The 6,492-nt window shown below is 71.0% G+C and carries 5 protein-coding genes and 1 rRNA gene; 1 reads left to right on the top strand and 5 read right to left on the bottom strand.

Annotation, left to right across the window (positions count from 1 at the left end; all coding sequences use genetic code 11):
* Positions 1-130: 130 nt before the first annotated feature.
* Positions 131-247, top strand: a 5S ribosomal RNA gene (gene rrf / locus EST92_RS00600).
* Between the two features lie 292 nt (positions 248-539).
* Here rrf and EST92_RS00595 read toward each other — a convergent pair.
* Genes EST92_RS00595 through EST92_RS00575 form a run of 5 tightly spaced genes read right to left on the bottom strand, consistent with a single transcriptional unit; the run spans position 540 to position 6,360 of the window.
* Complete coding sequence (locus EST92_RS00595) at positions 540-1,850, bottom strand: DUF58 domain-containing protein (RefSeq protein WP_129279006.1); 1,311 nt, start codon at positions 1,848-1,850, stop codon at positions 540-542.
* Positions 1,851-1,859: 9 nt separating this feature from the next.
* Positions 1,860-2,825 (bottom strand): MoxR family ATPase, encoded by a 966-nt coding sequence (locus tag EST92_RS00590; protein ID WP_129279005.1) that lies wholly within the window; start codon positions 2,823-2,825, stop codon positions 1,860-1,862.
* Positions 2,806-4,035 carry a DUF4350 domain-containing protein gene (locus tag EST92_RS00585; protein ID WP_129279004.1) on the bottom strand — a complete coding sequence of 410 codons (1,230 nt, stop codon included), beginning with the start codon at positions 4,033-4,035 and terminating at the stop codon, positions 2,806-2,808. The genes EST92_RS00590 and EST92_RS00585 overlap by 20 nt, the downstream gene beginning before the upstream one ends.
* Positions 4,032-4,706: a DUF4129 domain-containing protein gene (locus EST92_RS00580; protein WP_129279003.1), complete on the bottom strand. Its 675-nt coding sequence runs from the start codon at positions 4,704-4,706 to the stop codon at positions 4,032-4,034. Before EST92_RS00580 ends, EST92_RS00585 begins: the two co-directional genes overlap by 4 nt.
* Before the next feature lie 22 nt (positions 4,707-4,728).
* Complete coding sequence (locus EST92_RS00575; protein WP_129279002.1) at positions 4,729-6,360, bottom strand: hypothetical protein; 1,632 nt, start codon at positions 6,358-6,360, stop codon at positions 4,729-4,731.
* Positions 6,361-6,492 lie beyond the last annotated feature (132 nt).

Raw genomic sequence — 6,492 nt, 5'->3', positions numbered from 1 at the left:
GGAAGCGCCGTAAGGTGTGGAGTTGACTGGTACTAATAGGCCGAGGGCTTGTCCTCAGTTGCTCGCGTCCACTGTGTAGGTTCTGAAGTAACGACCTGTGTCGATGCCGGGTTTGTTTTCTTCATAGTGTTTCGGTGGTCATAGCGTTAGGGAAACGCCCGGTTACATTCCGAACCCGGAAGCTAAGCCTTTCAGCGCCGATGGTACTGCAGGGGGGACCCTGTGGGAGAGTAGGACGCCGCCGAACAATCATTGTGGGAAAGCCCCGCACCGTATGGTGCGGGGCTTTTCTGCGTTCGGGGGTCCTTGCACTGCGCATGGATAGCAAGATGACGATTGCTTCCTCTGGCAGCTATCGGGTCTCGGCCGCCCGACGCAGGGGGCAGCTCTGGAGACGAGGGCGCACCGGGATGGGTGGGCTGTGGTGCCCATGCCCTTCCTTCAGCTGGCCCGCCCCTACGAGAAGTGGCGGGGCTCTGTCGTAGGGGACTGCCCATATGGAGGGCGGGGGCTTGAGGCGGACGGTGGAGCGTGGGGGTCTAGAGGCGGCCGGTGGACTTCAGGGTGAGGTAGGCGTCGGCCAGGTCGGGGGCCAGGTGGGACGGGGTGGAGTCGATGACGGTGATGCCGTGGTGGCGGAGGCGGTCTGCGGTGTGGTGGCGGGCGGTGCGGGCCTGTTCGGCGGCTGCTGCTGCGTAGACGGCCTGGGGGGTGTGGCGGCCGTCGGCCATGTTCTCGATGCGGGGGTCGGCTACGGCCGCGACGATGAGTTCATTGCGTTGGGTGAGGCCGGGGAGGACGGGCAGGAGGGCCTCCTCCACGGGAGCCGCGTCCAGGCCGGTGAAGAGCACGATGAGGGACCGGCGGGGGGCGTGGCGATGGATGGTGGCGGCCAGTCCGCGGGCGTCGGCCTCGACGAGTTCGGGTTCCAGAGGAGCCAGGGCATCGGTCAACGCCGGGAGAAGATCGCGTGCCGTGCGGCCTTGTACGGAGGCGCGTACCCGGCGGTCGTAGGCGAGGAGATCCACGCGGTCGCCGGCGCGGGCGGCCAGAGCGCCGAGCAGCAGGGCGGCATCCATGGAAGCGTCGAGGCGGGGAATGTCACCGACACGGCCGGCCGAGGTACGGCCGGTCTCCAGGACGAGCAGGATGCGGCGGTCGCGTTCGGGGCGCCAGGTGCGGACCGCGAGGTGTTGGCGGCGGGCGGTGGCGCGCCAGTCGATGGAGCGGGTGTCGTCGCCGTGGGTGTAGTCGCGGAGGCTGTCGAACTCGGTGCCCTCACCGCGGGTCAGGATGCTGGTGCGGCCGTCGAGTTCGCGGAGGCGGGCGAGCTTGGCGGGGAGGTGCTTGCGGCTGGTGAAGGGCGGCAGGACACGCAGCGTCCATGGGACGTGGTGGCTCCCTTGCCGAGCAGCCAGGCCGAGCGGTCCGTAGGAGCGGACCGTGACGCGGACGGCATGATGGTCACCGCGGCGGGTGGGATGGAGTGCGGTGGTGAGGCGGCGGCGTTCGGCGGCGGGGATGCGCACAGTGTGACGGGATGCCGGGATGTCCGAGCCGGGGCGGAAAGAGCTCGGGGGCCAGGCGTCACGTATCTGTGCGCGCAGGGTGCGGCGGCTCGGGTTGGTGAGAGTGAGGTGTGCGTGGGCTTCGTCTGCGAGTCGAACGGTTGTGTCACCGGTTCGGGTGAAGTGGAGCTTTCGCACTGGCGCGGCGAGCGCCAGATCGCACAAGATTGCTATCAGCAAGGCGAGTTGGACGGTGACGATGCCGAGCCAGCTGGGCAGCACGAAGCCGACGAAGAGGGCTCCGCATGCGGAGACGAGGGCGGTGCGTCCGGTGAGAGCCACGGTGCTGTCTCAGCGGGGGACGGGGAGATGAGCGAGTACGGCGTTGATCACGGAGTCAGCGGTGACTCCTTCCATCTCCGCTTCGGGGCGGAGATGGACGCGATGTCGGAGCGTGGGCAGGGCAAGGGCTTTGACGTCGTCGGGGGTGACATAGTCGCGGCCGGTGAGCCAGGCCCAGGCTCGTGATGTGGAGAGCAGAGCGGTGGCACCTCGGGGGGAGACGCCGAGGGAGAGCGAGGGGGATTCGCGGGTGGCACGGCAGATATCGACGATATAGCCGGTGACTTCGGGGGAGACGGTGGTCTTGGCGACCGCGTCCCGGGCAGCATCGAGGTCGGCAGCGGTGGCGACGGGGCGTAGCCCTGCGGCGCTGAGGTCGCGGGGGCTGAATCCGGCCGCATGGCGGGTGAGGATGTCGATCTCGTCATGCCGGGCGGGGAGCGGCACCGTCAACTTCAGGAGGAACCTGTCGAGTTGGGCTTCGGGGAGGGGGTACGTGCCCTCGTACTCGACGGGGTTCTGGGTGGCGGCCACCAGGAACGGCTCGGGGAGGGGACGGGCTGTGCCGTCGACCGTTACCTGACGCTCCTCCATCGCTTCGAGCAGGGACGCCTGGGTTTTGGGAGGCGTGCGGTTGATCTCGTCCGCCAGCAACAGGTTGGTGAAGACGGGGCCCGGCTGGAACGAGAATTCGGCGCTGCGGGAGTCGTAGACCAAGGAACCGGTGACGTCGCTCGGCATCAGGTCGGGGGTGAACTGGACGCGTTTGGTGTCGAGTTCGAGGGCGGTCGACAGCGCGCGTACGAGCAAGGTCTTGGCGACGCCGGGGGCGCCTTCCAGGAGGACGTGACCGCGGCAGAGGAGTGCGACGACCAGGCCGGTGACGGCGGGGTCCTGGCCTACGACGGCCTTGGCTATCTCGGTGCGCAGGTCCTCGAGGGAGGCTCGGGCGCTGTCAGCGGTCGGGGTGCTCACGGGGGGCGTGCCTCTCTTGGGAAACGATCAAGGATTCAAGTGCATCGAGTTGGTCGGCCAGGTGCACCAACGCCCTGTCGTCCGCGGGAGCCGGGCCGAAGAGCAGGTCATGGAGGTCTGTTCCGGTGCCGGGAGGCTCGGCCACATGAGCGCGGACGGCGGGAAGGAGAACGTCGGAGGTGTGGGCGTGCACGGGGGACACGCCGGTGAGGGGAGCGATGCGTGTGCGGGCCGCGGAGCGCAGAACCTCGGCTGCCCGGTCGCGGGCACCCGCCTGTTCGTAGAGGCGCGCGTGGCCCTCGGTGGTCTCGGTGGCCGGGACGGTGACGGGGAGTTTCTCCGGAACCAAGGGGCCGAGGCGGCGGGCGCGCCACAGGGCCGTGCACACGGCGGCGAAGGTGAGTTGGAGCAGGCCCCAGCGCCAGCCGGAGGGAATGAGTTCGAAGAAACTGCGCTGGTCGTCCTGAGCGGACGACGGGTCGCTCAGGGAGGGGAGGTACCAGACCAGATGCTTGCGCGTACCGAGGAGTTGAAGGGCCAGCGAGGCGTTGCCGTCCGCGGCGAGGTGGCGGTTGTAGAGGAGATCGGGGGAGCCGAGGAGGACGGTGTCGCGACCGGTGCGGGGAGCCGGCAGGTGCAGCAGGGTCGGCCGGCCGCCGCTGGGGTAGCAGCGATCGGCGCCGTCGACGGCCGTTGTGAAGCGGAGGCCGCCCAGGAGGGCATTGCCCGCGCGGCGGGCGACCGGCAGCGAACAGGCAGGACTACGTACCGAGATGCCGACCGAAGGTGCCGCCCGCACACCGGGGGCGAAGGTTTCGAGAGCCGAGGGGCCGGGGCCGATCAGGACGGTGCGGCCGGAGGTGTGCGCGGTCGCGGTGTGCAGACCCGTCAGCTGAGACTGCGACAGCATGTCGGGGTCGGTGACGAGCAGTGTGGTGTGTGGGCCCGCCGCCGCGGCGGCCTCTTCGGAGGTGGTCACCACCTGGGTGGAGATGCCGTGGGAGGCCAGGAGTTGGGCGAGGCCCGCGCTTCCGGTCCGGTCCGTGGACCGAGGATCGAGCCGGCCGTACTGCTCGCCGGACTGCAGGGCGGCGAGGACCACGCCGCTGACGACGAGGAGGAGAACCGCGAGCAGCGGTCCGCGGGACCGGGCCCACGGGCCAAGGCGGGTGGGCGGGAGCACCGGGGTTTCCGGGGCGGCCGTGGTCATCCGTGGCTCCCGGTCGGGGTGTTGGCCAGGTCGGGCTTGGCTTGCTGCAGGTCGGCGTCGAGGCTGGTCAGGAGGGCGTACGCCGGTTCCGTGCCCGGGCGGCCGCCGTATGTGACGTCGTCGAAGGTGCGGGCCGCGGTGCGCAGCCGGTCGGCGTGCGCAGGCAGCGCCCGGCCGGCTTCGGTGGCGGCTTCGTCAGCGGTGCGGCCGGGGCCGGGGGTGAGCAGAGCGCGCTCTTCGAGGGCGAGGACGAGGGCGCGCATGCGGTCCTGGATCGCCTGGTTCCAGCGGCCCTCGGCGGCGTGCCGGGCAGCAACTGCCCGGTGTTCGGCGGCGGTGCGGGGAGCGTCGGCGAAGAGTGTGCCGCTCGTGGTCGGAGTGCGGCGCACCGCCCCGAGCCGCAGCCGAAGGGCGACGATCAGCAGCAGGACGCATGCGGCGATGACGAGGAGCCCGATCCAGCCGCCCGGCGTGGTGCCGGCGGCCGTGCGGAAGAGCGCGTCGACGTGGTCCCAGAGCCAATCGAGCGCGCGCTGGATCGGGTTGGGGTCGTGCTGGTGGTACCGGGGGTCGGACAGTTCACGTTCGGCCGCCTCGCGGGCGGGGACACGTGGAGTCCGCACCGGTATGTCGTCGCCGGAGCCCGCCATGAGGCCTCCGTGCACAGCCATGATCCCCCCTGTGGTCACCGCATCAACTTCCCGGTGCGGTGTCGTCGGGGCGCTGCCCGGGGCCGTGGGCGGGCGAGGCCGTGGTGTCCGTGGCGGTGGTGTCTGTGGGCGCGGTGTCCGTGGGTGCGGGGTCCGCTCCGGCGACGTTTGCGTCGGTGCCCTCGGTGCCCTCGGTGCCCTCGGTGCCCTCGGTGCTCTGGGCGCGGGAGCCGTCTGCCTTGGCACTGGCCGTCGCGGGAGCGTCAGGCTTCGTGGTGCCTGCGGGGGTGTCAGGGGCGGTCGCGGCTGGGGCTGCTGGCGCGTCGTCGGCGGTGGGCGCCGGGGGATTGGGGGCAGAGGGGGAGGCGGCCGGGGCATAGGACCCGTAGCCGGGGAGGCCTGCGGCGCGGGCGAGTTCGAGGTCGAGTGCCTCTCGGCGGATGCGCTGGTCCATGTAGAGGAGCGCGGTGACGCCGGCGCTGACCGGGAAGGTGATGGCGGAGCTGATGACGGAGCCGATGCCCACCACGATCAGGAACGACCAGCTGGTGTTGCTGGTGCCGTTCGCCCAGTCCATCAGGTTCTCGCCGCCGATGAGGAAGGCGACGAGCGTGGCCGGGATCTGGATGATGAACTCGACGACGGAGACGAGGACATAGGCGAGGAGCTGTGCGCCCAGCACTCGCCACCAGGCGCCGCGTACGAGCTTCGCCGAGCGGCGCATGGCGGCGATGACGCCCTGCTTCTCCAGCATCAGTGCGGGGGCGGCGAGGCTGAAGCGGACCCCCAGCCAGAGGCTCGCGGCGCCGGCGGCCAGCCCGCCGAACAGCATGAGGAGCAGGCCGGCGTCCAGCGGGCCCGTGGCCGCCAGGATGATGCCGGGGGCCAAGCCGGTCGTGAGGATGGCCGTGATGAGCAGAGGGAGCAGCACGAGCAGGCCGAGCAGGCGTGGAAGCTGGCTACGCGCATCGCGCCAGGCCTCCCCGGCGGTGACCGAGCGCCCCAGGACGGCACGGCTGACGACCATGGTCAGCATGCCGGTGGCGATGATCGTGGCGAGCAGCCCGATCGCCGAGGTGATCCCGGTGCCGGCGAGGGTGTTGCCGAGCTGGCGCATGGTCTCGCGGAGGGGCGGAGCGCTGTCGCTCGCCGGGCCGGATACGCGGCCGGCGTTCTGGAAGACACCGGTCACGACGGTGATGGCGGTCTGCGAGACGACCGCGACGATCAGCGATATGCCGAGGACGGTGCGCCAGTGGGCGCGCATGGTGGCGACCGCGCCGTCGAGGATCTCGCCGAGGGCGAGCGGGCGCAGGGGAATGACGCCGGGCTTGGCGGCCTGCGGCACAGGGGCCCAGGCGCCGCCCCAGGGAGGCTGATTGCCCGGGTACGACGGACCGCCCCAGCCGGGCCCGCCGGTGCCGGAGGACGCCGCACGGGTGCGGTCACCGGATGCGCTGGGACCACTCCTGCCACGGGGGCCGCTCTGGCCGGGGATGCCGGAAGGGGCCGACCACTGGCCGGCGGGCGGCTGTTCCTTGGACCAGTTCGGCGGGGACGGCTGCTCGGAGGTGCCGGTCCGGTCGTCCGGGGTGGGCTGCTCCTGTGTGCCGCGGCCCGGCTCGTCGGAGGAGGGAGTGGATCCGGGCGAGGCCCAGCCCGGAGAGTTGTTCATCGTCGCTCCTTCTTGCTGCCCGTCCGCCGGGGCGGTAGGGGACCGGGGTCCGCGGTGGCAGTCATCGTGTCATGGCTACCGGCGTTGTGTACCGGCGCCCGGAGTGCGAGAGAACCTTCTGTTCGAGGGCCG

It is taken from the genome of Streptomyces sp. TM32, assembly GCF_004122755.1.
GTDB lineage: Bacteria > Actinomycetota > Actinomycetes > Streptomycetales > Streptomycetaceae > Streptomyces > Streptomyces sioyaensis.
Note: the sequence above shows the minus strand (reverse complement) of the source record. Positions and strands in the feature narration are given on the sequence as shown.

Bases quoted from the DNA above. Each gene is read 5' to 3' on its own strand.
- EST92_RS00585 (WP_129279004.1), bottom strand. From the start codon at position 4,035: ATGACCACGGCCGCCCCGGAAACCCCGGTGCTCCCGCCCACCCGCCTT.
- EST92_RS00580 (WP_129279003.1), bottom strand. From the start codon at position 4,706: ATGGCTGTGCACGGAGGCCTCATGGCGGGCTCCGGCGACGACATACCG.
- EST92_RS00575 (WP_129279002.1), bottom strand. From the start codon at position 6,360: ATGAACAACTCTCCGGGCTGGGCCTCGCCCGGATCCACTCCCTCCTCC.